Source organism: Bradyrhizobium sp. HKCCYLRH2060 (assembly GCF_051168135.1).
GTDB lineage: Bacteria > Pseudomonadota > Alphaproteobacteria > Rhizobiales > Xanthobacteraceae > Bradyrhizobium.
In genome coordinates, this window is sequence record NZ_JBNPUK010000004.1 from 65983 (window position 1) to 89421 (window position 23439).

The window sequence follows — 23439 nt, forward strand, 5'->3', positions numbered from 1 at the left end:
TACAGCGAGACGCCGAGGCGTGGCAATTGAGCTGTTGTGCCGGTGGACAAGGCGGCGCCACTCAACGCCAGCCGATCCCGCCGTCCGAGCACACCGCCGTCGTTCCACCTGAATGCATGCAGCTGCGATAGAGCGGCGGCTCGGTGAAGCGGCCCGACCAGATGCCGCGGCCGGCGCGGCGGGCGGCGCGCTGATCGGCGGTGTAAACGCCGCGCGAATATTGCGGCTCCTCGACCGCGAGCCCGCGCGCCACCATGAACTGGCCGAGATCCGTCGCGCCGGCTGCGCAGCGCGCGACGATGCGGCCGTAGCGATCGCCATCGACCGGCAGGCAGCGCAGAACCTTGCCGCGCGTGAACGCGTCCAGCGTGTTGGCGGCCAGCGCGCCGCAACGATATGGCCTGCGGTCGCGGCCGCGGCAGAGCTGCGCGCTTTCGGGCGCGTCGATGCCCCACAGGCGAATGCGCTCGCCATGAATGTCCAGCGTGTCGCCATCGACGATGCTGACGCGGCCGACGAGCTCGGCGGCTGCGGCGGGGAAGCTGAGGAGAAGCGGCAGAACGAGGCAGGCGAGGCGGGGGAGGAGACGTCGCAAGATCGGCACCTGTGGCGCTGAGAGGGGCGTGATCGCTCGCTGCGCGAATCGATCGCGGATCATCCCGATCTATAGCGAAGTGGAGTTGCGCGATTGTGTGGCGAGCACCGCGACAGCAGCGGAGCGCAATCGGAGCAGGTCGTCGCGGGAGCGGTTCAGCGAAGGCCGGCGTCCGCGTGGCTGTCGGGTGCGCGCGCCGCGCGTTCGACCTCGGCGGCGAGCATGCTCAGATGCTCGGCCAGGCGCGCGAACAGCTCGCGCTTGTCGCGGTCGGTGGCGAGATCACGAATGAGGGCGCATTCTGCCGCGTCGGCCCGCAGCTTGTCCGGCTGGGTCATAAACTCTGACATGTTCCGCTTCCCTGCCGCGCCGGCAACAGTTCAGAACGGTGGATCTTCATGTTTGTTCCGGGTGTCGATGTATTTTTGCGAGTGCAGCGCTCGGTCCTGATTGGAGTACCTCCGCGGATCAGAGGCGACACACGACGCGCGCGGTTCGACTGTCTATCGTTCACCGGGCCACCATGTCGAGGCCGGATGTGCGGCCGAGATCTTGGTCTCGCGCAATGCCACCAGCGCGCTGCGCTTGTAGGGATGACCGCGAAGCCGCGAACAGTCCTGGCAGCGCATGTAGCGCTCGAGCTCATGGATCGGCGTCGTCTTGGCGCGCCTGATGACGTCGAGCGCGACCGTCTGATTGGTGTCGCAGCCGAGGCAGCGCACTTCGAGATAGTAGTAGCCCGCGTTCAGCGCATCGCCGAGCAGCGGCGACGGCTGCGCCGGTCCCTTGTAGCCGAGCATGCGCTTGTTCCAGGCGTCGCAGGCCAGACGATCCGCTTCCTTGCGTGCGCGCGCGGCCTGCTCCTGCGCGATGCGGATGCCGGCACCGTAGAGTCTCTCGCGCGATTTCGTCGTCATGGTCGCATGATCGACGCTGCGGCGCTCAGCGGCAAGCCGCTAGGATTAGCGCAACAAGAGGCGCTGGATACAAGCTCTCTTACGTGCAGCGCTCCGATACCATCGCCAATCAGTTCGTCGGCGCGGCCTGCGACGAACTGATCGTGCAACGTCCGGCATTCGTGCTACTCGGACGCGACGCGGAGTAGCACCGATGCCCTCGAGCAGCCCCGATGCAGCGCGCTTCACGCTATGCAGTGACGCATGTCTGTCACGATTGAATGGTGGCTTCTCCCACGGCGCGGCATGATGCGGTCCGGCGATGGTAAAAGGGACGGCTGAACGCAACGACGCTGCAAAAGTTCCTAAAATTTTTGCACCTGAGTGGCAGTTCCTTCAGCTTGTTCCCGGCGGCGTCGGGCGATAGACGTTGCGCTCGGGGTCAGTCGTGCGAGTGGGTCAGCGTTTCTCAGATTGGATCGGTCGGGGCAGACAGTGGTCGGCGACCACGTTTCTGCTCACCACGTTTGCTGTCGCGATTTCGACCGCAGGCCGGATCGGGTTGGATTTCGCCGGCGCGACGCTGCCCTACGCGACCTTCTATCCCGCGGTCGTGTTCGCCGCGCTTCTCGGCGGCATTCCCGCGGCCATTTTTGCCGCCTGGCTCTCGGCCACGGTGGTGCTGGTGGGCTTCACCGACCGTCCTGATCATACCGAGGCGGTCAACCTCGTCGGGTTCCTGAGCACTGCGGCGCTGATCATCTGGCTTGCGCATCTCTGTCGCGGCGCGCTGATCGAGCTGAAGCGCAGCGAGCATGCGCGCGAATTGCTGCTCGGCGAGCTGAGGCATCGCGTGAACAATCAGCTCGCGCTGTTTCAGGCGATCGTCAGATCGAGCCTGTCGGGCGAGGATCGCGCCAAGGGAGAAGCGATCGCGCTGCGGCTCGATGCCGTCGCGCGCGCCAACAGTCTGGCCTGGTCGGATCACCGCCTGATGACCTTGCGCATGCTGCTCGACGTCGAGCTGCAGCCGTATCGCGCCTCCGGCGCGGTGACGGTCGAGGGGCCGGACATGCCGCTGGGGCCGGAGGCGGTGCGCAACCTCGCGCTGGTGTTTCACGAGCTCGCGACCAACGCCGTCAAATACGGCGCGCTGCGCGGCCCGGGCGGACGGCTCGAGCTGCAGATCGCGCAGGAAGGCGGCCGGGGCACCGTGGCCTGGCGCGAACTCGGTCCGCACCCGATCGAGCCGCCCGGGAAAGAGGGGTTCGGCACGCGCATGATCCGGGCGAGCCTTGCGGCGATCGGCGGCAGCATCGAGCAGGATTATCGCGACGAAGGTCTGGTCTGCCGGATCAGGTTCGAAGCGGCGATGTGACGGCGTGTCGTCGGTCGGTGTGCGGTTCCTCGCAGGCGTCGCATGTCTCGCGGCGGGCGGCATGGCTGCGATGCGAAACGCGCAGCAGCGCTGCCGCGTATGTGTTCGATGGAACGACGCGACATGCTGCTGCTGGCTGGATTGCTGCTGCTCTCGATCACCATCACGGAGTATGTGCTGAACCATGTCGTGATCCCGCTGATCGATGACTGAGGGCCGCGTCGTTTGTCCGTCGCGCGGAACGCACTCGGCTTGATCGCCGGCACGAAACGCTTCACCATTCCCGTCAGAACAACAAGGCGGCGCCGCAGGGGCGGGAGACATCCGATGCAATGTTACGAGCTGCAGGGGCCCGGCGGAATCGATGCGCTGGCGCTGGTCGACAAGCCGGTGCCGCAGCCGGGGAGAGGCGAGGTGCTGGTGCGGCTGACGGCGGCGAGCATCAACTATCGCGACCTGCTCACGGTGAGGGGCGGCTACGGCTCGCGGCAGAAATTTCCGCTGGTGCCGCTGTCCGACGGCGCGGGCGTGGTCGAGGCGGTCGGTGAGGGTGTCGCGGCGTTCGCGGCCGGCGACCGTGTCATCGGCAGCTTCTTCGAGAGCTGGACCGGCGGCGAGCCGAGCGAGGCGAAGATGCGCGCGGCGCTGGGCGGCGCCGTCGACGGCACGTTGACGCAGTATCGGGTGTTTCCGATGCAGGCGCTGGTGCGGACGCCGGCGCATCTCACCGACATCGAGGCTGCGACCTTGCCCTGCGCCGGCGTCACCGCCTGGAGTGCGGTGATCAAGCTCGGCGGCATCGGGCCCGGCCAGACCGTGCTGACGCAAGGCAGCGGCGGCGTCTCGATCTTCGCGCTGCAGATTGCGAAGATGGCCGGCGCGCGGGTGATCGCGACGTCGTCGAGCGAGGCCAAGATCGCGCGGCTGGCGGCGCTCGGCGCCGACGTGACGCTGAACTACAAGCAGGTGCCGGACTGGGGCAAGAAGGCGCGCGAGATCACCGGGCAGGGCGTCGATCTCGTGGTCGAGGTCGGCGGCGTCGGCACGCTGAACGAATCGATCCGCGCCACCCGGATCGGCGGCACCATCGCCTTCATCGGCGTGCTTGCCGGCGCCCCGGCCTCGGAGCTGCGGCTGCCGCTGATGGTGATGCAGCAGCAGCGGCTGCAGGGCGTCACGGTCGGCGCGGTCGATGATCTCCAGGCGCTGGCGAACGCGCTGGCGCTGCATCAGGTGAAGCCGGTGGTCGATCGCGTGTTTCCGTTCAGCGAGGCACGCGAGGCGTTCCACTACATGGCGAGCGGCGCGCATCTCGGGAAGGTCGCGATCGCGATCGGGTGAGGCGTGGTTTGCTCGCTCCGCGTAGCCCGGGCGAGCGAAGCGACCCCGGGCAACCGTCCCCGCATGTCGCTGCGCTCATGCGGGCTACGACGCTTCCCGATCTTTCGTGACCGCCTTGCGCACCGGCATCGTCATTGCGAGCACGCCGATGATGATGCAGCCGAGCCCGATCCACGCCGTCGGCGCGAGGTGCTCGCCGAGGCCGGCGACGGCGATCGCAACGCCGATCGGCACCCGCAGATAGGATTGCGCGGTCGCGCCGATCGAGCCGAGCGTCTGCACCAGGCGGAAATAGATCACCATCGCGGCGGCGGTCGAGACGGTCGCGAGCGCGGTCAGCGCCAGCACCGAGCGCAGCGACGGTGCCAGCGCCCATGGATGGTCGACGACGAGCGCGACTGGTATCAGCACCGCGGCGCCCGACAGCAGCGATCCCGCGGCCGGCAGCATCGGATCGAGCCCCTTGAAGCTCTTGCCCAGGATCGCAGCGCCGGCATAGCAGATGGTGGCGGCGACGATCGCGAGCTGGGCCCATAATTGCTGGCCAAGCCCGTGCAGCGCCTCGACGCCGACGATAAGGCTGGTGCCGGCGAGGCCGGCCGCGACGCCGATCAGCTTGCGCAGCGTGACGGGCTCGTGGCGCGTGACCAGCGCGGTCAGAAGGAAGGTGAAGATCGGCGAGGTCGCGTTCAGGATCGTGGCGAGGCCTGCCTCGATGGTGCGCTCGGCCCACGCGATGAGCGTGAATGGAACGACGCTGTTGAGGCCGGCCTGGATCAGAAAGCGTTGCCAGATCCTGCGCTCGCGCGGCCAGGCGAGGCCGCGGCTGCGGATGATCGCGGCCAGCAGCAGCCCCGCAATCAGCGTGCGCGCGGCGATCAGGGTCAGTGGCGGGATCGTCTCGACGCCGATCCTGATCAGGGTGTAGGAGGCGCCCCACAGGGCGGAGAGCAGAAGCAGGAGGGCGAGGTCTCGGAGGAGGTCGGAGCTGCGCTGCATATGGGCCTCGCGGACGGAGAGGGAGCCCTTCTCCTAGCCGCTGGCCGCGCGCGACGTTTCGATAGGGAGCGAACTGTTCCTTTGGAGTTCGAAGCGCACGCCAGTCTGGTTCGCGCACTGCGCCCCTGGATCGCTTCGCTGGCGCTCGCGATGTCGGAGCTTGGAGGGCTTCCGGTGCCCACCACCGGCGTCATTGCGAGCGAAGGAATCCAGTCTGTAGGGTGGGCAAAGGCGCGGCCGTGCTGTTTCGTCGCGTGAGATCGTGGTGGCGCCGTGCCCACCATCTCGCCGCGGAGAATGCCGCGCGACGGTGGGCACGCTGCCGCCTTCGGCGGCTGCTTTGCCCACCTTACGTTTTCGTCAGCCGATCAGTTCGCCGGCATGCTCTTCTCGACCAGCTTCACCCAGTACGACGCACCGGCGCTGAGGATGTTGTCGTTGAAGCGGTAGGCCGGATGGTGGCACTCGTTGCCGGGACCCATTCCGAGGAACACGAACGCACCGGGGCGGGCCTCCAGCATGAAGGCGAAGTCCTCGCCGCCCATCAGCGGAATGGCGCGGTCGTTGACGCGCTCCTGGCCAGCGATCTCGCGGGCGACGTCGGCGGCGAAAGCCGCCTGCGCAGGGTGGTTCATCGTCACCGGATATTTGCGCTCGTAGATCGCTTCCGCCGAGCCGCCATAGGCGCGCGCGGTGGCTTCGGTGACCTCGACGATCCGCTTCTCGACGAGATCGCGGATCTCCGGATCGAGCGTGCGCACGGTGCCGAGCATCTCGACCGTCTCGGGGATCACGTTGAAGGTGGTGCCGCCGTGAATCGAGCAGACCGAGATGACGGCGGATTTCAATGGGTCGACGTTGCGGGCGACGATCGATTGCAGCGCGTTGACGATCTGCGAGGCGATCAGGATGCTGTCGATCGCCCGGTGCGGGCCGGCGCCGCCATGGCCACCCTTGCCGGTGACCTTGATGTGGATCGCGTCGGCCGAGGCGAGCATCGGTCCGGGCGAGATCTCGAAATGGCCTTCGGGGACGCCCGGCATGTTGTGCATGCCGTAGACCTCCTGGATGCCCCAGCGCGTCATCAGGCCGTCGTCGACCATCGCCTTGCCGCCGGCGCCGCCTTCCTCGGCCGGCTGGAAGATGACGATCGCCGTGCCGTCGAAATTGCGGGTCTCGGCGAGATATTTGGCGGCACCCAGCAGCATCGCGGTGTGGCCGTCATGGCCGCAGGCATGCATCAGGCCCGGCGTCTTCGAGGCGTAGGGCACGCCCGAGGTCTCCTCGATCGGCAGCGCGTCCATGTCGGCGCGCAGGCCGATGGTCTTGCCGGAGGCCGACTTGCGGCCGCGGATCACGCCGACCACGCCGGTGCGGCCGATGCCGGTCACGACCTCGTCGCAGCCGAATTCGCGCAGTTTGTCGGCGACGATGCCGGCGGTGCGATGCACCTCGTACAACAGCTCGGGATGTTCGTGGAAATCGTGGCGCCAGGCGGCCATTTCGTCGGAGAGAGCGGCAATGCTGTTGAGGATGGGCATGAGGACCGGATGACTCGCTGAAGTGGAATGGGACGCTGCAGTGATGCGGCCAGACCGGCCGGCAGCACCGCGCTGTCACCGACTATGACCCGGTCAAAAAAGCCAGGCAAGTTGCGCCCGGCCATGGTGCCATGCGCAGATGCGCGGTCATCTCGACCGACCATGCCGGTCGTTCCGGATTTCGGAACGGGAGTCAGGCGAGCGGAGCGGGGGCCGGCACGCGCGGGTATTTGTGCTCGGGCGGCACCTCCAGCCGGAAGGCCCGCAGCTTCGGCTCGTCCCACGCCGCCAATGGCGTCCCGCAGACGCCGCAGTCGAACCGGCCGGCCGAGCCGACCGCGGATGTCGATTCCGCGATCTCGTAGGCGGCACGGCAATGAGGACACGTCACGCTGGATATCTTCATGGGATCACGCTCCTACATCTCTCGCCCGGATGTCTTGAACCAGATCAATGCGGTCCATGAACCGACGTCATCGGCCTCCGGTCGTCACGCCTCCTCGGCCTCCCACGGCGTCGGCGCCTTGGTGAAGGCGCGCCACGCCTCGCGCAGCGGCTCCTCCACGCCCGCCATGGCATGCGACTGCCAGCCGGTGATCGCGGCGGCCGCGATCGCCGCGTCGGTGGAGGTGGTGCCGAGGGTCTCGATCACGCCGGCGGTGACCGCCATGTCGTTGTAGTGGCCGAGCTGCTCCTGGAAGCCGGCGAGCGTTCTCGCGTATTTCTTCGCCGATTTGCTGGCGCCGTAGAGCGGCAGCAGGAAGTCGATGCTGTAGCGCAGCTTCTTCAGCGCAAGACGCAGCCGGTGGCGGCGCTCGGCCGGCAGCTTCTTGAAGCGGCGACCGCGCTTGAGCACCTTCTGATGGCGCTCCGACAGGACGGGCCCGGCGAAATCGATCGCGGGCGCGGCGAGGCGTCGGAGATCGTCGGGGGAGACGTCGTTGCGCCAGCCGCGGGTCTCGATCCATTCGCCGAGGCCGAGCACGAAAGCGGCGCAGCGGCGCTCGGCAATCGCGATGCGCAGCGTGCGATAGGCGAGCTCGCGCCGCCGCTCGGCGAGCGCCCGGAGCGAGTCGAAGCCTGCGACCGTCGGGCAGGCCTCGGCGATCTCGGGCAGCGTATCGGTCAGGAAAACGTCGAGGTCGCGCGCTGCCGAGAGGCTCTGCGCCAGCCAGCGCGCATCCGCCTCGAGGCCGTCGAGCCTCGCCGAGGTCCCGAGCGGCCGCATCAGATGCAGCGCGGCGCGCAGGCGGCGCAGCGCCACCCGCAACTGATGCACGCCTTCCGGATCACGGCCGTCCTCCGCCGCAGGCATCGCCTGCAACAGATGATGCAGGCTGCCGCGCAGGACGATCGCAAAGCTCTCGTCCAGCGACACCGCTGGATCGAGGCACGGCTTGCGCGGCTTCTCGGCGCCGGGAGCCTTGCCCGTGGCGAGATCGAAACCGCGCGCCGACTTGCTGCGGATCGAAGGCCGGATCGCTCCGTGATCGCCGATGCGCTGTGCGATCTCGTAGATGGCGGCGGGGTTGCCGCTCTTGAGCTCCAGCTCGATCTCGCTCACGATCTCGCTGTGCTCGGCGGCCTTGATGACGCCGCTGTCGAACGCGATCTCGATGGTCGCGCCGGGCACGTCGAGCATGCGCGCATGGCGATGCACGTCGGCCGTGAACACCGCTTCGAGCGTTGCATCGGCCAGCGTCGCGCGCAGCTCCTCCGGCAGCAGCGCGGCCGCCAGCGCCGGATCGGGCGCCAGCGAAGACACATTCGCCTCCCATTCGCCGCGCTTGAGCGGATCGTCGCAGTGCTGCGCCTTCACGGTCTGCACGAAGCGCGAGCCGCTCTGGCGCACCCGCAAGGTGAAGCCGTTCTTCCACAGCGTGCGCTTCGGCGTGTCGTAGTAGACCGAGGTCAGATGCTTGCGCGAGCCCTTGTTGCGCGCATGCGCGATGACGACCGGCGCGTTGTTGAAGCCGGCGAGCTGATCGGGTGGGACGAGAAGCTTCAGCTCGATCTCGTGGCCGCTGCCGGCCGCCGGATCCGGCAAGGACGGCACCGCGGCGTCCACGCTGGGCGCCGTGGCATCACCCTGCGTGACCGCATGATCGGCAAGGTGCTGCGCAGTCAAGCTGTCGGCGGCGCCGCCGGGATCGCTGCTCGCCGACTCGCCACCCTCCCGCACGCCGACCGCATGGCCATCGCCGTGGATCGACGCCGGTGCGTTCGAATCGGGCATGTGTCGATTCTGTAACCGTTTAGTGACAGTCATCTCTCGTATAGCTGCAGCCGGCCCAAAGGGACAGTGGCATTTCTCGCAGGGCGTCGATGATACGCGACGCGCCGGCGCTTACCGGTCGCATTTTTTGTTGCCGCTTCAATGACAAGTGCTCGCGCTTGCGCGGACAGGCGCTCACGGAGATATGTCCGTCGCAGCCGCAATGCACCGTCGCGCGGCCGCGCTGCCACAGCGGGAACTTCAGATCGAGCCGGTGAGCATGAAGCGCGTGGCGACGAAGACGGCGGCTGCGGTGGTCGCAATGCTCGCGGCGGCCACGAGGCCGCGGCCGCGACGCGCCAGCGCGCGGGAGCGCTCGCGGGGATCCTGCGCCGGATCGTAGGATGCGCGCCGGCTGCGGCGGTGGCGCACCGCCTGCACCCAGAGGGCCAGCGCGGCGATGCCGGTTGCCACTGCAAACACGGTTGTCACGCCGGCGGCAAAGCCGAGATCGACACCGATGCTTTCCAGCATGGCCCGCAGTTGCACCGCAAGCCGTGCCAGGAGAGTTGCGGCATAATCGGCCGCCGCCGCGCCGGTGTAGAGCAGAACGGCCGTCCACACCACAGCGGCCATTGCAATCAGGATCGACACCAGCACCGCGAGGCCGTCGCCGGCCATGAAGCCGATCGAGGCGGCGATCAGCGCCAGCGCCGGCATCACGTTGCCCATCGGGATCGGCAGGATGATGGTGACGGCCATCAGCAGCAGCGGCAGCGCGAGCAGCATCCGCGCCGGCCGGCCGGTCAGCCAGACCAGCCGGTCCTCGCGCAGGCCGCGTTCGGCATAGCCCGCCCAGTCCAGCCCGGCGCGGATGATCTTGCGCAGCAGCCGCTGCGGCACCGGCCGGCGGCGCAACTGCTCGGGCAGCCATAGCCGCTCGGCGCCGAACAGGATCTGCAACGCGACCAGCGCGACAAACGTGCCGAACACCATGCCGAATGGGCCAGGCAACGGGATCAGCGCCGGCAGGGTCAGCAGCAGCAGGGTCAGGCCGAGACCTTCCGACTCCAGCCGGTCGAACAACTCGCCGATCGACGGCTCCTCGGACCGCACCGTGCGGGCGATCGCGAGCAGCCGGCGGCTGATCGGCCCGTTGTGACGGCGCCGCGCCACGGAGTCCTCATCGTCTGATACGACATCATTCATTGCCACGCAGCAACCTCATGTCCTCTGATCGGCCTCACTTCATCTGCTCGACCGCAGGCCGCGTCTTCCATAGCGAGTACGCGATACCTGCGCCGAGCAGACTGAAGGTGATGCCGAGCGAAATGGCGGGCGGAAACTTCTCCAGCCCGAGCAGGTCGGCCAGGAAGATCTTCGAGCCGATGAAGATCAGCACCGCCGCCAGCGCCAGCTTGAGATATTGGAAGCGATCGACCATCGCGGCCAGCGCGAAATAAAGCGCGCGCAGGCCGAGGATCGCGAAGATGTTCGAGGTGTAGACCACGAACGGGTCGGTCGAGATCGCGAAGATCGCCGGCACCGAGTCGACGGCGAAGACGACGTCGGCGAACTCGATCAGGATCAGCGCCAGGAACAGCGGCGTCATGAACCAGGTCGGCTTGCCGCGCGCGTCGTGCTGGCGCACGAAGAAGCGCTCCTCGTGCAGGCGGTCGGTGACGTCGAAGCGGCGGCGCATCCAGGCCAGCGCCGGATTGGCGCCGACGTCGTGCGGCTTGTCCTTGAACACCAGCATCTTGACGCCGGTCGCGACCAGGAACAGCGCGAACAGATACAGCACCCAGCTCGCCTGGGCGACGATCGCGGCGCCGAGGCCGATCATGATCGCGCGCAGCACGATCACGCCGACGATGCCCCAGAACAGCACGCGGTGCTGATAGGCGCGCGGGATCGCGAAATAGCTGAAGATCATGGCGATGACGAAGACGTTGTCCATCGCCAGCGCCTTCTCGATCGTGAAGGCGGTGAGATAGGCGGTGCCGGCCTCGGCGCCGAGCTGCCACCACACCCAGGCGCCGAAGGCCAGGGCGAGCATGATGTAGACGGCGCTCATGACGAGGCTCTCGCGGACCGAGATCTCGCGCGTCTTGCGATGGAGGATGCCGAGGTCGAAGACGAGGAGGGCGAGCACGATTGCGAGGAAGGCGAGCCACATCCAGACGGGCTTGCCGGCAAACGCGATGAACAGGAATTCCACGACGGGTCCTCTTAATCAGGCCGGTGAGATTGATGTCAGGTCCGACATCGTGAGCGCACCGGCAGCTTCACCAGAGGGGCCCGGACCAGGGGTAGGCGACGGACGTAGGTGTGTGCCGATTGGTTTTCAAGAGCCCGCGGTTTTCAAGAGCCCGCGGTTTGCGTCAACGTTCAGCAAGATGAACGGCGAGGTGCGACAGAGTGTCTGCCACCCCGGCAGGCGTCTTGCAGGCGGGCGTCGGTCAACTAATTCCAGAGGACCGGAGATCCGGGCCCCTCTGATAGTCCCCGGGACTATGATGTCGGACTCTCTTTTATGACCGATACCGCTGACGGTATTGCGCGCTTTGGAGCGCGGAGGAGTTTGACGAGATGCGGCCACACGCGTCGCTTGTAGCTATCGGCCCTCGCGGCTCTCGCCCCTCACCTCACCATCCCGACAATCGTCATCCGCGTGCCTTCCGGAATCCTCCGGTTGGGGCCGGGATCGTGATGGAACCGGAGTGCCTGCTCGCCACTTTGTATGGAACCCGCGCGCCGAGGCGCGCTGGCATCTTGTGTACGGGAGACAATCGTGACCACGGGGGGTGACCAGGTATCGATCGCGAAGGCGCCGCCGTCGCGCCCCGCCGTGGCAACGCGCCGCCTCCTGATGATCATCAACCGCGGCAGCCGCTCCGGCGGCGAGGCGGCCGGCATTGCCGTGTCGCGGCTGAGTGCGGCCGGCTATGATCTCGTGATCTCGGCACCGCATAGTCCGCGCGAGGTGGCGCCGTGGATCGAGGCCCATGCCGACGACGCGGAGGCGGTCGTCGTCGCTGGGGGAGACGGCAGCCTGAACGCGGCTGCGCCGGCGCTGGTCAGGACCGGCCTGCCGCTCGGCATCATTCCGGCCGGCACCGCCAACGACCTTGCCCGTACGCTCGGCCTGCCCCAGGACATGGAGGCCGCGGTCGACGTGATCGCCGCCGGCCATCGCCGCCGGATCGATCTCGGCGAGGTCAACGGCCATCCGTTCTTCAACGTCGCCAGCCTCGGCCTGAGCGCCGAGCTCGCGCGTCAACTGACCAAGGAGACCAAGCGCAGGTTCGGTCGGCTCGGCTATGCGGTCACGGCGCTGAAGGTGCTGACCAATGCCCGGCCGTTCCGCGCGATGATCGTGTCGTCCGACGGCGCGGTGCGCGTCAAGACGCTGCAGATCGCGGTCGGCAATGGCCGCTACTACGGCGGCGGCATGGCGGTCGACCACCGTGCCGAGATCGACGATTCCCACCTCGATCTCTATTCGCTGGAGATCGGCCGCGTCTGGAAGCTCTTGGCGATGGCCTATGACTTCCGCAGGGGCCGCCACGGCCTGTGGCAGGAGGTGCGCGCATCGCGCGACACATCATTCGAGATCCGCACCCGGCGGCCGCGCCCGATCAATGCCGACGGCGAGCTCGTCACCTTCACGCCGGCGCGCTTCTCCGTGCTGCCGCGCGCGGTGGCGGTGTTCGTGCCCAAGGCCGCAGCGCAGGACCGCACCTGAGGGCGGCGCCGGATGATCCGCAGGTTGCGGCCGCCCGTTTTCGACTGATCACCGATCGAGAGACCCATGACCAAGCAGACCCGCTTCAATCTCTGGTACGCTGTTGTCGCGATCTTCGTCGCGATGATGATCCACAATGCGTGGACGAGCTATCGCCAGGTCGCCGTCATTCCCTACAGCCAATTCCAGGATCTGCTCAACGCCGGCAAGGTGAAGGAGGTCGGCGTCTCCGAGAACTACCTGGAAGGCACGCTGAAGGAGCCGCTTCCGGGCGGCCAGACGCGCTTCGCGACGACCCGCGTCGATCAGGAGTTCGCCAAGGAGCTCGCCAAGGCCAACGTCACCTTCACCGGACGGGTCGAGAGCAACATCCTCGGCGACATTCTTTCGCTGGTGATGCCGATCGCGCTGTTCTTCGGCGTCTGGTACTGGCTGTCGCGGCGGATGATGGGCGGCGCCGGCGGGCTCGGCGGCGGCCTGATGCAGATCGGCAAGAGCAAGGCCAAGATCTACGTCGAATCCAACACCGGCGTCCGCTTCGAGGATGTCGCCGGCGTCGACGAGGCCAAGGACGAATTGCGCGAGATCGTTTCTTTCCTGAAAGATCCGAAATCCTATGGCCGGCTCGGCGGCCGCATGCCCAAGGGCGTGCTGCTGGTCGGCCCGCCCGGCACCGGCAAGACCTTGCTCGCCAAGGCCGTCGCGGGCGAGGCCGGCGTGCCGTTCTTCTCGATCTCCGGCTCCGAGTTCGTCGAGATGTTCGTCGGCGTCGGCGCGGCGCGCGTGCGCGACCTGTTCGAGCAGGCGCGCGCCAAGGCGCCGGCGATCATCTTCATCGACGAGCTCGATGCGCTCGGACGCGCCCGTGGCATGGGCCCGTTCGCGGGCGGCCATGACGAGAAGGAGCAGACCCTCAACCAGCTCCTGGTCGAGCTCGACGGCTTCGATTCCTCCACCGGCCTCGTGCTGCTCGCGGCGACCAACCGGCCGGAGATTCTCGATCCGGCGCTGCTGCGCGCCGGCCGCTTCGACCGCCAAGTGCTGGTCGACCGTCCCGACAAGCCTGGCCGCATCCAGATCCTCAACGTGCATCTGAAGAAGGCGAAGCTCGCCGCCGACGTCGATCCCGAGAAGGTCGCGGCGCTGACGCCGGGCTTCACCGGCGCCGATCTCGCCAACCTCGTCAACGAGGCCACCCTGCTGGCGACGCGGCGCGGCGCCAACGAGGTGACGCTCGATGATTTCAACAACGCGATCGAGCGCATCGTCGCAGGGCTCGAGAAGCGCAACCGGCTGCTCAATCCGAAGGAGCGCGAGATCGTCGCCTATCACGAGATGGGGCATGCGATCGTGGCGATGAGCCTGCCCGGCACCGATCCCGTGCACAAGGTCTCGATCATTCCGCGCGGCGTCGGCGCGCTCGGCTACACCATCCAGCGTCCGACCGAGGACCGCTTCCTGATGACGCGCGAGGAGCTCGAGAACAAGATGGCGGTGCTGCTCGGCGGCCGCGCCGCGGAGCTCGTGGTCTACGGCCATCTGTCGACGGGCGCCGCGGACGACCTCCGCCGCGTCACCGACATCGCCCGCTCGATGGTGACGCGCTACGGCATGTCGGAGCAGTTGGGCTCGGTCGCCTATGAGCGCGACAACCAGTCGTTCCTGGCGCCGGGCGCCTCGCGCAGCGCCGACTATGGCGAGGCGGCCGGCGACGCGATCGACGCCGAGGTGCGTACCATCGTGACCGCAGCGCTCGAGCGCACCCGCAAGCTGCTGCAGGACAAGCGCGACGTCCTGGAGCGCGCCGCGCGCCGGCTGCTGGTCAAGGAGACGCTCGATGAGAGCGAATTGGCCGCGCTGCTGAAGCAGGACCAGCGCGCCGGCGATCTCGTCGTGGCAGCGAAGCCGATCTAATGGGTCTCATGCTTGTCGGTCGATCGATGAGCATGACGGGCGAGAGTGATCATTCTACGACGAGATGCGACGCGCCTACGCTCACCGCCGCGGCCACATCCGGGCCAAGGTCTCGTCCTTCTTGACGAACGCGTGCCAGAGCGTGGCCGCGATGTGCAGGCCGACCACGAGATAGACCAGATAGGCCAGCGTATCGTGCGTGACCTCGCCGGCATGGGCGATCGCCTTGTCGCCGGCGAACAGCCGCGGCCAGCTGAAGGTTCCGAAATAACGCAGCGAATAGCCGCCGGCCGACGAGAACATGTAGCCGGTCACCGGCATCACCAGCAGCACGGCATAGAGCGCCCAGTGATTGAGCTGCGACAGCGCGCGGACAACCGGACCGAACGCCGCGGGTGCGGGCGGGGCGCTGGTGCGGGCCCGCACGATCAGCCGGGCGATCGCCAGCAGAAACAGCGTGATGCCGAGCGACTTGTGGATTTCCAGGAGCTCGCGCCGTGGCGACGTCCCCGCCGGCTGCAGCCCGCAATACAGGCCGATCAGCATGGCCGCGATGAAGAGCAGGGCGGTGGCCCAGTGAATCCATCGCAGCAGGGGATCATAGGCGGTCGTCGTCTCGATCATATCCGGGTCTCGCACGCGCAAAGGAGCGGCCTGCATAAGACCACGCTGGCGCGATGTCGAAGGATCAGAGGTCGACGTCCTCTCGCACGACAACTGGATGAGGGTCTCTCTCGATCATTTCTGGGTGATGCGAGCTGCGCGGAGACGGTCGCTGCTGCGATCCCGAGAGCAATCTGACAGGCCGAGCAGCCCAAGTCGCTCGCGCGGGGATTGCGCCTTGCTTTTATTACAATTGGGTCCCAAGCTCCGCTCCGGCATTCTGGTCGGGGGGCCTCATGTCCAACTCTGCTGCGAGAAACATCGTGCTGCTGTCGGATGGGACCGGCAACAGTGCCAAGGCCTTGTTCAAGACGAATGTCTGGCGGCTGTTCCAACTGCTCGATCTGCGCGATCCCAGCCGGCAGATCGCGTTCTACGACGACGGCGTCGGCACCTCGTCGTTCAAGCTGTTCGCGGCGCTCGGCGGCATCTTTGGCTTCGGCCTGAAGCGCAACGTCATTGCGCTCTATAGCTTCTGCTGCCGCAACTACCGGCCTGGCGATCGCATCTACTGCTTCGGCTTCAGCCGCGGCGCTTTCACGATCCGCATCGTGGCGGCGATGATCGCGGGGCAGGGGCTCGTTCCCTACAACAACAATGACGCTGATCTGGCACGGTTCGCCGCCGATGCCTATCGCCGCTACCGCCGGCGCTACAACAGCGGCATCCTCCGCTATCTCGGCAGGATCGGCCTCGATCTCCGCGGGATCCGCGATTGGGGAATCCGCAAGCTGCGCAGCTGGCGTAACCTGCCCCCCGAGCCGCCGCCCATTCAGGTGGAGAGCATCCATTTCGTCGGCATCTGGGACACGGTCGACGCCTATGGCGGTCCGATCGAGGAGATGACCCGTGCCATCGATTATTGGATCTGGCCGCTGTCGATGCCAGACCAATTCATGAGCTCGAAGGTCCATCGCGCCTGCCATGCGCTCGCGATCGAGGAGGAGCGCGATGCGTTCCGCCCGGTGATCTGGGACGAGCGCTACGTGTGGGGGCGTGACGAGGCGGTGCCCGGCCGGAGTGACAAGAAGGACTGGCTGTTCGGCATCGATCACGATCCACGCAGCGAGGCCGCGAAACGCGCCGACCCGCCGCCGCATCTGCGCACCGATCTGCCGGCCAGTGACCGCGAGCGCATCAGCCAGGTGTGGTTCACCGGCGTGCACTCCGACATCGGCGGCGGCTATCCGCAGGATGGTCTGTCCTATGTGACGCTCGACTGGATGCTGGACCGGGCTCAGGCCTATGGTCTCGTCTATCTCGACGAGCGGCGCAGCCTGCTCTACGACCCCGAGATCGATCCGCTCGATAAGCTCAACGACTCCCGCAAGGGGCTTGCGGCCTACTACCGCTACAAGCCGCGCAATCTGCGAGAGATCTACGACGCGCCGCCGTACAAGCTCTCGCTGCGTTACGATATCAGGCGCATGAAATGGCTGCTGCATTCGCCGTTCAAGCCGCAGACGGAGCTTCTGGCCGGCGATCTGCATCCGAGCCTGCCACAGCCGCCGTTGCCGCCGGTGAAGCCTGTCATCCACCACACCGTGTTCGAACGCATCCGGTCGGGCACCGATCATTATGCACCGGTCGTCGTGCCGGCCAGCTACCGCGTGACCGACGACTCGGGCACATCAGCCGATGGTCTGCATCCGTGCGATCAGGGACGCGCGCGGATACGCGTCCAGGATGACGTCTGGAACTGGGTGTGGCTGCGCCGCGTGGTCTATTTCGTCACCATGTTCGCGCTGCTGTTCGTCGCGGCGATCCCATACGCCGTCATCTATTGGCCGCGCTTCCTCTATGTTCCGCTGCATGTGGTGGGCGATCCGGCGGTCAACGCGGCCGCTGCGTTCCTGCCAAAATTTCTCGACCCCTGGTTCGTCGCGTTTCGGGATTCGCCCGGTTTCCTTTTGATCGGGGTAGCTGTGGCGCTCGGCTTGACGTCGTGGGGCACCTCGCTTCAGCAGAAGATCCGCGATACCGCACGCATCGCCTGGAACGATCTGTCACGGCACACGCCGGTGACCGGCTGGCGCGCGACGGTCTATTCGCTGCGCCGCCAGGGCTGGTATGTTGCCGGTTTCTATCTCCTCAAAACGTGGATCTTCCCGTTCGCCATCATGTTCTGGCTGTTCTGGTGGCTGGGGTTCGGCGCGGCCAATACGGCCGGGCTGTTCTGCAAGGAGACGTTGAGGCCGACCGAGGTCGAGCAGACAGAGATCGGCGCATACCCTGGTGGAAGCATCCGGCCAGTGTTCGAGACGCGGCACCATTGCTATCCGACGGCGCTGACCGTGGCGCAGGGCGAGACCTATCAGATCGTGCTCGACGTCGGGGAGGCATGGAGCGACGGCGGCATCCCTGCGACTCCGGCCGGCTTCGGTTACGGCACCTGGACCCAGCTACCCGGGATACCATTCAAGCGTCTGATCTGGTCGAACTGGTTCGCGCCGATCGTGCGGGTGGGCAGCACCGGGCTTGAGGAGCATCTCCCGGCTTTCCAGCAGGAAACGCCCGGCAGCCGCCGCTGGACAGCCAGGTTCACGGCCCGCAGCGATGGGGAGGTGTTCGTCTACGTCAACGACACGTCCATCCTGTTTCCTTGGCTGTTGTATCGATTCTACTTCAACAACAAGGGTAGTGCGGTCGTCTCGTTGAAGAAACTGTAGCTGCGCGCGCCGCCAGGTCTGGCATCGCCACGTCGAGCGTGACGACGTCGCGCTGCGGATGTGTGCGGCACGGACTGGCGTCGGCGCGGGGACAGGGTAGGATGCAGGCAAAGGTCGCCTGCGAGGAGTGCCATGACCCGACGAAGCTGGACCGGATGGATCGCAAGCCTGGCGCTCGCCGCCGTCACGCTCGCCGCCGCCAGCGCCAATGCAGCCGAGCGGACGATGTCCTGGGACAGCGGCTGCCGTTTCACGGTTCGGTACGATCCCGCCAAGTACGACGAGACGCGGCTGCGCAACACCACGCGTCTGCTGTTCGGCCCGTCCGATTTCGAGTCCCCGGGCACGCTGCCGGCGTTCGAGCCGAAGGCGGTCGCCGCGCTCGACCCCGATAAGATCGATCGCACCTGCAAGGCTGCGCTCGACGCCGCCGCCCGGCTGGAGTTCATCGCGCTGCCCGGCGTCGACGACTATCGCCGCGCCAGGGTGGCGGAGCTGAAGGACAGCTGCGATTTCGAGCTGGCACAGACCCGCGGCTTCAAGATGCCCTCGGCATTGCGCGACTATCAGCCTGCCGCCGCCTGCGCACGCTTCGTCGACGCGATCGAGGGCAAGACCGACCTGCAGCAGATGTTTCGCCAGACCGTGGCGCAGGGCTGCGCCAACAACGCCAGCCCGCAGGCCTGCAACGCCCGCTATTCTGCCGAAGCCCAGAAGGCGGACGGGCAGGAGCGCATGCGGATCTACCTCGTCAATTTCGGCTGGACCAATTGCGCTGTCAACTACAACCTCCGCAACACCGGCGCCAAGAAGATGGAGGCGATGCGGAGCGCGCTCGAGACTCAGTTTCGGAAGATGTTCAAGGTCAAGCAGGACAAGTGCGAGGAGGCGGACTGACGCGACGTCCGCCTGCCCGACACGGGATCACGTCTCCCCGAACACGCGCTTGAAGATCGTGTCGACGTGCTTGAGGTGGTAGCCGAGGTCGAACTGCTCGTCGATCTCGGCGTCGGTCAGGTACTTCTTCACGTCGGCATCGGCCTTCAACAACGTGCGGAAGTCGCCTTCGCCGCGCCACACCGGCATCGCGTTGCGCTGGACCAGTCTGTAGGAGTCCTCGCGGCTGGCGCCCTTCTGGGTCAGCGCGATCAGCACGCGCTGCGAGTGCACGAGGCCGCCGAGCTTGTCGAGGTTCTTCTCCATGTTGGCCGGGTAGACCAGCAGCTTCTCGATCAGGCCGGCGAGGCGCATCAGCGCGAAGTCGAGCGTGACGGTGGCGTCGGGGCCGATCATGCGCTCGACCGAGGAGTGCGAGATGTCGCGCTCGTGCCAGAGCACGACGTTCTCCATCGCGGGCGTCACATAGGCGCGCACCATGCGGGCGAGGCCGGTGAGGTTCTCCGACAGCACCGGGTTGCGCTTGTGCGGCATCGCCGACGAGCCCTTCTGGCCCTCCGAGAAGAACTCCTCGGCTTCGAGCACCTCGGTGCGCTGCAGATGGCGCACTTCGGTCGCCAGGCGCTCCACGGACGAAGCGATGACGCCGAGGGTCGCAAAGAACATCGCGTGGCGGTCGCGCGGAATCACCTGGGTGGAGATCGGCTCTGGCGACAGGCCCATCGCCTTGGCGACGTGCTCTTCCACCCGCGGATCGATCTGGGCGAAGGTGCCGACGGCGCCGGAAATCGCGCAGGTCGCGACCTCCTTGCGGGCGGCGACCAGGCGCTCGCGCGCGCGGGAGAATTCGGCATAGGCATAAGCGAGCTTGAGGCCGAAGGTCACCGGCTCGGCGTGGATGCCGTGCGAGCGGCCGATGGTCGGCGTCATCTTGTGCTCGAAGGCGCGCGTCTTCAGCGCCGCCAGCACGCGGTCGAGATCGGCGAGCAGCAGGTCGGCGGCGCGGGTGAGCTGGACGTTGAGGCAGGTGTCGAGCACGTCGGAGGAGGTCATGCCCTGGTGCACGAAACGCGCCTCGGGGCCGACGATCTCGGCGAGATGGGTCAGGAAGGCGATGACGTCGTGCTTGGTCTCGCGCTCGATCTCATCGATGCGGGCGACGTTGAAGGTGGCGTCCTTGGCTTTGGCCCAGATCGTCTTGGCGGCGTCCTTCGGGATCGTGCCGAGCTCGGCCAGGGCGTCCGCCGCATGCGCCTCGATCTCGAACCAGATCTTGAACCGGGTCTGCGGCTCCCAGATCGAGGCCATTTCGGGACGGGAATAGCGGGGGATCATCGACGGCGCTCCGAGGCGGGAGGGAAGGTGGGCGGGACCAAGCGTCCGCGCCGGCATTTTACGCCGCGCTTTACCAGAGCGGCCGGATCGACACAAACGGCGGTCTTTCCGGCGAGCTGGCGGCTCAATTCAAGACTATAATACCATTTCTCAAAAATCGTGCTGACAGATATTGAAATCTGTCAGCGCGATGATGTATATCGATTGTGCCACCGTGCTTAAGACCAACTTCCACTGTCTGACCTTGGGTTCAGCGGTTTCAACTGCGAAGGACCGCTTCGATGAAGATTGAAAAGCGATTGTTGCACTCACAATTTCAGGACTGGCTGAATCTCCAGGTCGCGCGTCACCTGGAGGCCCAGGCCGCCAAGTTCCGCGCGCCGTCGTCCGCTGATCGGGCTGAGACGATCCAGATCAAGGCGCATACGTCGGACGCCGATATGGTGCACGCATGAATGAGGCCGTGGTTCTGACATCCGAGCGCATCCTCGAAGTCACCGAGGATGTGTTGCGCCGTTACGGGCTCGCCAAAGCGACGGTCGTCGACGTCGCGAGAGCGCTCGATGTCAGCCACGGCTCCGTCTATCGTCACTTTCCCAGCAAGGCGTCGCTGCGCGAGGCGGTTGCCAAGCGCTGGCTCGAGCGGGTCAGCGCGCCGCTGGCGCAGATCGCGGCGGAGCCGGGCCCCGCGCCGGCGAAGCTGGAGCGCTGGCTGCGCGAGCTGTTCGGCGCCAAGCAGAAGAGGGTCTGCGAAGATCCGGAGATGTTCGCGACCTATCTCACCCTGGCGCGCGAGGCGTGCTCGGTGGTCAAGGCGCACAAGCAGAACCTGATCGCCCAGGTCGAGGGCATGATCGCGGAGGGCGTCGCGCAGGGCGCGTTCGACGTCGCCGATCCAAAAGTTGCGGCCGCCGCGATCTTCGATGCGACGAGAAGTTTTCATCATCCGGCCCATGCCGACGAGTGGAGCGAGTGCACCTGCTCGGCCCGAGCCGATGCGGTGCTGACGTTGTTGTTGCGCGGGCTTGCGGCGCGTTAGTTGTCGCGGAACTCGTAGGGTGGCAAAGGCGCATGGCACGACATCGGGTTGGGCCGAGATAGCGCGCGCCGTGCCCACCATTGATCGACACACACCGCGGTGAGATGGTGGGCACGGCGCCGCTGCGATCTCGCGTGTGGTGACGGCACGGCAACGCCTTTGCCCACCCTACGGCATCAGGGCTACAAATCCGTCAGCCCGCTTGTGACCGCCAGCCGCACGAGCTGTGCATCCGTCTGCAATCCGGTCTTGGCCTTCACCAGATAATGATAGTTCTGCACCGTCTTGACGCTGAGGTGCAGGTTGGCGGCGATCTGCTCGGTGGTCAGACCCGAGGCGAACTGGCGCAGGATCTCGATCTCGCGTTCGCCCAACCGGTCCAGCACGGTCTGCTGCGGATCGAGGCTGTCGGCGGCCAGCACATGGGCGACGTCGTCGCTGAGCGCGCGCCCGCCGCTGATCACCATGCGGATGGCGCGGACCAGCGCCGACGGCTCGCTGCTCTTGGTAACGAAGCCGCCGGCCCCGGCGGCGAACGCTGCCTTCACCAGCGGCGCCTCGCCATGCATCGAGAACACCAGGATGCAGGCGCGATTGTCGCGGGCACGGATGTTGCGGATCGCCTCCAGCCCGCTGGCGCCCTTCATCGAGATGTCGAGCACGACCACGTCGGGCGCATGCGCCTTGAACGCGGCATAGGCCGCCGCGGCGCTGTCGGCCTCGGCGATGACGCGAAATCCCTCCTGGCTCTCCAGCACGCGGCGATAGCCTTGCCGGACCACCGGGTGGTCGTCGACCAGCAGGATCGAAATGCCTGTGCGCTCGGGCATCCCCGTTATCTCAGGCGGCCAGTGGAATTGTCGCGGAGACGCTGAGCCCGCGCGCGGCCGGGCCGATCGACAGCGAGCCGCCGACGGCGGCGATGCGCTCGCGGATTCCGGTCAGGCCGAAGCCGCGCGATTGCGCCAGCAATGTCGCATCGCCGCCGCCGTCGTCCTCGACCGAGATCACGAGCGCGCTCTCCGGACCCTGACGGCGCTCGACCCGCAACGACACCTCGCTCGCGCTGGTGTGGCGGAGCGCATTGGTCAGGCATTCCTGCGCCATGCGATAGGCGGTGACCGCGACCGGGCCCTGGATGTCGGCGAGATCGCCGTGCAGGTCGAGCCGGATCGCGGGTCGCGCGGCATGCTGATAGTTCTCGGTCAGCGCGATCAGGCCTGCGGCGAGGCCGAGCTCTTCGGTGAGCGGACGGCGCAGCCGGCTCAAGGTGCCGCGCAGGCAGGCCATCAGATGGCTGACGGACTGCGTGATCATGCGCGCATCCTGCGCGACCTGATCGTTGCGGCTGCTGCCGGTGCTCTCGATCGTCGAGGCAAAGGCGAGGATGGCCGTGAGGTTCTGCCCGAATTCGTCGTGCAGCTCGCGCGCCAGCGCCCGCCGCTCCTCGTCGCGGATGTCGAGCAGGCGCTCGGTGAGCGCGGCGCGCTGCTCGTTGGCCTGCGCCAGCCGGTCGCCGAGCTCGCCGACGGCGCGGCCGATCATGGCGAGCTCCATCGAACGGAAGCGCGGCAGTGCGGGGCGGTGGTCGCCCTCGGCCATCCGCTGCAGGGCCTGGACGATGCTGCGCGCCGGCGCCAGCGCATGCGCGATCGCCAGCGAGGCCAGCACGCCGATCGCGATCGCCATCGCCAGTGCCACGCCAAAACTGTCCTGGATGCGCAGCCAGGCGAGCTGGATCGCCGCATCGGGATCGGCGATCGCCGAAACGGTTCCCGCCGTGGTGGAGCGCGCGCTGATCGGCTGCGCGACCGCCGCGTGATCGCCGAGGATGGCTTCCACGGCGCCTGAGAACCAGCGCGGCGGCGCGGCGCCGAGGCCCTTGCTCTGGCCGCACAGCGGCCTTTCGAAGGCGGCCTCGGGCTTGAGCTGCACGCAGATGCCGGGCGCGATCAGCTTCATGGTCTCGGTCGTGCGCCAGTCGGGCAGCGGCAGCAGCCGCTCGCGCGACCGGTTGCCGCGCAGCAGCAGCTCGCGCCAATACAGCGCCTCCAGCGCCTGCGAGACCCGGTCGGCCGATGCCGCGGTGGCGCGGTCGACGCTGCGATAGGCGTCGACGGTGACCCATACGGCCGCGGCGGCCAGACACAGCAGCACGATCAGCGCGAGGCGCGCAATGAGCTGGAGCACGAGACGCATGCGATCCTCT

At 67.0% G+C, this 23439-nt stretch carries 21 protein-coding genes; 8 read left to right on the forward strand and 13 right to left on the reverse strand.

Annotated features, from left to right (window positions below; genetic code table 11):
* Nucleotides 1-61: 61 nt before the first annotated feature.
* The 3 genes from ACQR10_RS11095 to ACQR10_RS11105 form a co-directional block, all read right to left on the reverse strand.
* Nucleotides 62-598 carry a thermonuclease family protein gene (locus tag ACQR10_RS11095; protein WP_316216114.1) on the reverse strand — a complete coding sequence of 179 codons (537 nt, stop codon included), beginning with the start codon at nt 596-598 and terminating at the stop codon, nt 62-64.
* A gap of 152 nt (nt 599-750) precedes the next feature.
* Entirely contained in the window at nt 751-933 is a 183-nt protein-coding gene (locus ACQR10_RS11100) for a hypothetical protein (protein ID WP_409997892.1), read from the reverse strand.
* A gap of 165 nt (nt 934-1098) precedes the next feature.
* A complete protein-coding gene (locus ACQR10_RS11105; protein ID WP_315801182.1) occupies nt 1099-1512 on the reverse strand; it encodes a hypothetical protein in 414 nt (137 codons plus the stop codon).
* A 409-nt stretch (nt 1513-1921) separates the two neighbouring features.
* Here ACQR10_RS11105 and ACQR10_RS11110 point away from each other — a divergent pair, with 409 nt between their 5' ends.
* On the forward strand, nt 1922-2869 hold the full coding sequence (locus ACQR10_RS11110) for a sensor histidine kinase (protein ID WP_315801181.1): 948 nt from the start codon (nt 1922-1924) through the stop codon (nt 2867-2869).
* 327 nt (nt 2870-3196) lie between these two features.
* Nucleotides 3197-4210 carry a zinc-dependent alcohol dehydrogenase family protein gene (locus ACQR10_RS11115; protein ID WP_315801180.1) on the forward strand — a complete coding sequence of 338 codons (1014 nt, stop codon included), beginning with the start codon at nt 3197-3199 and terminating at the stop codon, nt 4208-4210.
* An 84-nt stretch (nt 4211-4294) separates the two neighbouring features.
* Here the strand turns inward: ACQR10_RS11115 and ACQR10_RS11120 are convergent, their stop codons facing one another.
* The 6 genes from ACQR10_RS11120 to ACQR10_RS11145 all read right to left on the reverse strand — a co-directional run bounded on the left by ACQR10_RS11120 (nt 4295) and on the right by ACQR10_RS11145 (nt 11186).
* Nucleotides 4295-5209 (reverse strand): DMT family transporter, encoded by a 915-nt coding sequence (locus ACQR10_RS11120; RefSeq protein WP_316183093.1) that lies wholly within the window; start codon nt 5207-5209, stop codon nt 4295-4297.
* 368 nt (nt 5210-5577) lie between these two features.
* Nucleotides 5578-6750 (reverse strand): M20 aminoacylase family protein, encoded by a 1173-nt coding sequence (locus tag ACQR10_RS11125; RefSeq protein ID WP_315801178.1) that lies wholly within the window; start codon nt 6748-6750, stop codon nt 5578-5580.
* 193 nt (nt 6751-6943) lie between these two features.
* Complete coding sequence (locus ACQR10_RS11130; protein WP_315801177.1) at nt 6944-7156, reverse strand: hypothetical protein; 213 nt, start codon at nt 7154-7156, stop codon at nt 6944-6946.
* 84 nt (nt 7157-7240) lie between these two features.
* Nucleotides 7241-8986: a CYTH and CHAD domain-containing protein gene (locus ACQR10_RS11135; protein WP_316215940.1), complete on the reverse strand. Its 1746-nt coding sequence runs from the start codon at nt 8984-8986 to the stop codon at nt 7241-7243.
* Nucleotides 8987-9226: 240 nt separating this feature from the next.
* Nucleotides 9227-10180 carry an exopolysaccharide biosynthesis protein gene (locus ACQR10_RS11140; RefSeq protein ID WP_410051402.1) on the reverse strand — a complete coding sequence of 318 codons (954 nt, stop codon included), beginning with the start codon at nt 10178-10180 and terminating at the stop codon, nt 9227-9229.
* A 28-nt stretch (nt 10181-10208) separates the two neighbouring features.
* Nucleotides 10209-11186, reverse strand: a complete 978-nt coding sequence (locus ACQR10_RS11145) for a TerC family protein (RefSeq protein WP_316215941.1) — start codon at nt 11184-11186, stop codon at nt 10209-10211.
* A 573-nt stretch (nt 11187-11759) separates the two neighbouring features.
* Between ACQR10_RS11145 and ACQR10_RS11150 the strand changes: the two genes are divergently transcribed.
* Both ACQR10_RS11150 and ftsH read left to right on the forward strand, forming a co-directional pair.
* Complete coding sequence (locus tag ACQR10_RS11150) at nt 11760-12713, forward strand: lipid kinase (RefSeq protein WP_315801173.1); 954 nt, start codon at nt 11760-11762, stop codon at nt 12711-12713.
* Between the two features lie 66 nt (nt 12714-12779).
* Complete coding sequence (gene ftsH, locus ACQR10_RS11155; protein WP_316215942.1) at nt 12780-14627, forward strand: ATP-dependent zinc metalloprotease FtsH; 1848 nt, start codon at nt 12780-12782, stop codon at nt 14625-14627.
* A gap of 81 nt (nt 14628-14708) precedes the next feature.
* Here ftsH and ACQR10_RS11160 read toward each other — a convergent pair whose 3' ends face one another.
* Complete coding sequence (locus ACQR10_RS11160; protein ID WP_316183097.1) at nt 14709-15251, reverse strand: cytochrome b; 543 nt, start codon at nt 15249-15251, stop codon at nt 14709-14711.
* Nucleotides 15252-15526: 275 nt separating this feature from the next.
* Here ACQR10_RS11160 and ACQR10_RS11165 point away from each other — a divergent pair, with 275 nt between their 5' ends.
* Together ACQR10_RS11165 and ACQR10_RS11170 are read left to right on the forward strand one after the other, a co-directional pair.
* Nucleotides 15527-17959, forward strand: a complete 2433-nt coding sequence (locus ACQR10_RS11165; protein WP_316215943.1) for a DUF2235 domain-containing protein — start codon at nt 15527-15529, stop codon at nt 17957-17959.
* Between the two features lie 132 nt (nt 17960-18091).
* Nucleotides 18092-18856 (forward strand): hypothetical protein, encoded by a 765-nt coding sequence (locus ACQR10_RS11170; RefSeq protein WP_316215944.1) that lies wholly within the window; start codon nt 18092-18094, stop codon nt 18854-18856.
* Nucleotides 18857-18883: 27 nt separating this feature from the next.
* Here ACQR10_RS11170 and purB read toward each other — a convergent pair whose 3' ends face one another.
* On the reverse strand, nt 18884-20191 hold the full coding sequence (gene purB, locus ACQR10_RS11175) for an adenylosuccinate lyase (RefSeq protein WP_316215945.1): 1308 nt from the start codon (nt 20189-20191) through the stop codon (nt 18884-18886).
* A 281-nt stretch (nt 20192-20472) separates the two neighbouring features.
* On the opposite strand from purB, the gene ACQR10_RS11180 reads away from it, so the two are divergent.
* Together ACQR10_RS11180 and ACQR10_RS11185 are read left to right on the forward strand one after the other, a co-directional pair.
* On the forward strand, nt 20473-20646 hold the full coding sequence (locus ACQR10_RS11180; RefSeq protein WP_315801167.1) for a hypothetical protein: 174 nt from the start codon (nt 20473-20475) through the stop codon (nt 20644-20646).
* A complete protein-coding gene (locus ACQR10_RS11185; protein ID WP_316183102.1) occupies nt 20643-21230 on the forward strand; it encodes a TetR family transcriptional regulator in 588 nt (195 codons plus the stop codon). The genes ACQR10_RS11180 and ACQR10_RS11185 overlap by 4 nt, the downstream gene beginning before the upstream one ends.
* A gap of 182 nt (nt 21231-21412) precedes the next feature.
* On the opposite strand, the gene ACQR10_RS11190 is transcribed toward ACQR10_RS11185, so the two are convergent.
* Nucleotides 21413-22060 carry a response regulator transcription factor gene (locus tag ACQR10_RS11190; RefSeq protein WP_316183103.1) on the reverse strand — a complete coding sequence of 216 codons (648 nt, stop codon included), beginning with the start codon at nt 22058-22060 and terminating at the stop codon, nt 21413-21415.
* 10 nt (nt 22061-22070) lie between these two features.
* Nucleotides 22071-23429: a sensor histidine kinase gene (locus ACQR10_RS11195; protein ID WP_316215946.1), complete on the reverse strand. Its 1359-nt coding sequence runs from the start codon at nt 23427-23429 to the stop codon at nt 22071-22073.
* Nucleotides 23430-23439: the final 10 nt, after the last annotated feature.